The organism is Candidatus Nitrosotalea sp. FS (assembly GCF_011319475.1).
Taxonomy (GTDB): Archaea; Thermoproteota; Nitrososphaeria; order Nitrososphaerales; family Nitrosopumilaceae; genus Nitrosotalea.
On the sequence record NZ_RCMC01000230.1, the window covers coordinates 331 to 1,951 of the forward strand.

At 40.7% G+C, this 1,621-nt stretch carries 3 protein-coding genes; 1 reads left to right on the forward strand and 2 read right to left on the reverse strand.

The annotated features are described in order from the left end of the window. A partial coding sequence (locus tag DYY66_RS08685) for a PUA domain-containing protein (protein WP_309223997.1) occupies positions 1 to 305 on the forward strand: 305 nt, incomplete at its 5' end. Here the strand turns inward: DYY66_RS08685 and DYY66_RS08690 are convergent. Together DYY66_RS08690 and DYY66_RS08695 are read right to left on the reverse strand one after the other, a co-directional pair. After that, complete coding sequence (locus tag DYY66_RS08690) at positions 306 to 884, reverse strand: proteasome subunit beta (protein WP_166288235.1); 579 nt, start codon at positions 882 to 884, stop codon at positions 306 to 308. A gap of 102 nt (positions 885 to 986) precedes the next feature. Further along, positions 987 to 1,621: M20/M25/M40 family metallo-hydrolase (locus DYY66_RS08695; protein WP_166288232.1), on the reverse strand; the 635-nt coding region annotated here is incomplete at its 5' end.

The following is a 1,621-nucleotide window of genomic DNA, read 5'->3' on the forward strand; positions in this document are numbered from 1 at the left end:
ATCTTCCATTTCTTTCAGAGACAGTTCTGCTTGAGAAATTTCCAAAAGCAACAGTTGATGCAGGTGCAATCAAGTTTGTCTGTAACGGTGCAAATGTCATGCGACCTGGAATTAAAAAATTCACCGAGTTTCAAAAAGACGACATCATATGCGTCGTAGAAGAAGTTCACGGCAAGTTTTTGGCAGTAGGCAAGGCACTTGTATCAAGTGCAGAAATGTCAACAATAACAAAAGGAGAGGTTGTGAAAAATCTGCATTACATCTCTGACAAGTATTGGGAAGCTGCAAAATTAATTAAAAAGTAACTAGTTTGCTGTAAACTCTCTTGTTCCGTTCTTGTCAACAACGAGGACATCAATTCCGTCTCCACTTGCATTGTCCCTCATTATTGCAGACTTGATTGATTTTACTGCCAAGTTTACTGCATCCTTTTCGCTCATCTTTGGTTTGAATTCAGTATCCAAGACTCCAAGTGCCATCTCTGCACCTGTTCCGACAGAAGCATAATCATCAGGTAAGACTGAGCCTAGTGGGTCCAGTGTGTAAATTACTGCTTCGCCATCTACTCCTCCAACTATGACCTGAGTCAATAGAGGATAGTATCGTCTTTCATACATCAAAGTTGACATCATCTTTGCTACAGAGTTTGGAGGAATTTCACGTTTGAGTTCCATCTTTCTTATCTTGGTCATTGCCCTCATCTGCATTGCCAAGACCTGCATGTCTGCAACCATTCCAGCGCAGCATGCGCCAACAAAGTCTGTAATCTTGAAGGTCTTCTTTGTAGTCTTGCTTACCACGAAATTACCATAAGAGATTCTTCTCTCACTTGCCATGACGACACCGCCGTCATATGTAATACCGACCGCAGTAGCTCCCGGCATGTACATGTAAGCCATGTTTGAATTGCAAAATGAGCACAATAAAGGCCTTTCTGTGTAATTTGCTATAGATCAAGAAGATCTGAGAAGATTCTTGGAAAAAATCTACTGGGATGCAAAATTTCGTATTATCTTGCACATGCACTTTGTTGTCTTTTTCAAAAGATCAATTCTTGCAAATTCGTTTGGAGAATGTATCCTTGCAAACACATAGGTGCTCCCCACTGCAATGCATGGAGAATGTAGGAATTTGACAAAGGAGAACATTGGTCCTGTACCTGCCGACGAGACACTAAGAATTGATGTGCCAAAGGACTCGTCTGCTGCCTTTTTGACTGTCTTGACAAAGGGGTCAGACAGTCTTGTTCTTGCAGCTGCTTCTCCGTGAATCTTGGTTACAAGTATATCTCCAAAACCGTTTTGCTTGAGATGTCTTTTCAGTCGGACTAGTTGTTTTTCTGGATCCATCTTTGGTATCAGTCTGAAATCAATTTTTACAAGTGCCTTTGATGGTAATACCGTCTTTGCACCAGGACCTTCATACCCTGATGTGAATCCTGCAATGTTGCATGTTGGTTCGCCAACTAGAGCTTTTTTTATTGCAACGCCTTTCTTGTTTCCTACAAATTTTTTGATTCCATATTCTTTTTTAAACGAGTTTTCATCAAATGGCTCTGATGCAATTATTTTGAGATCTTGTGGTGTGAACTTGTCTACTTCCTTGTACCAGTCTTTTATCA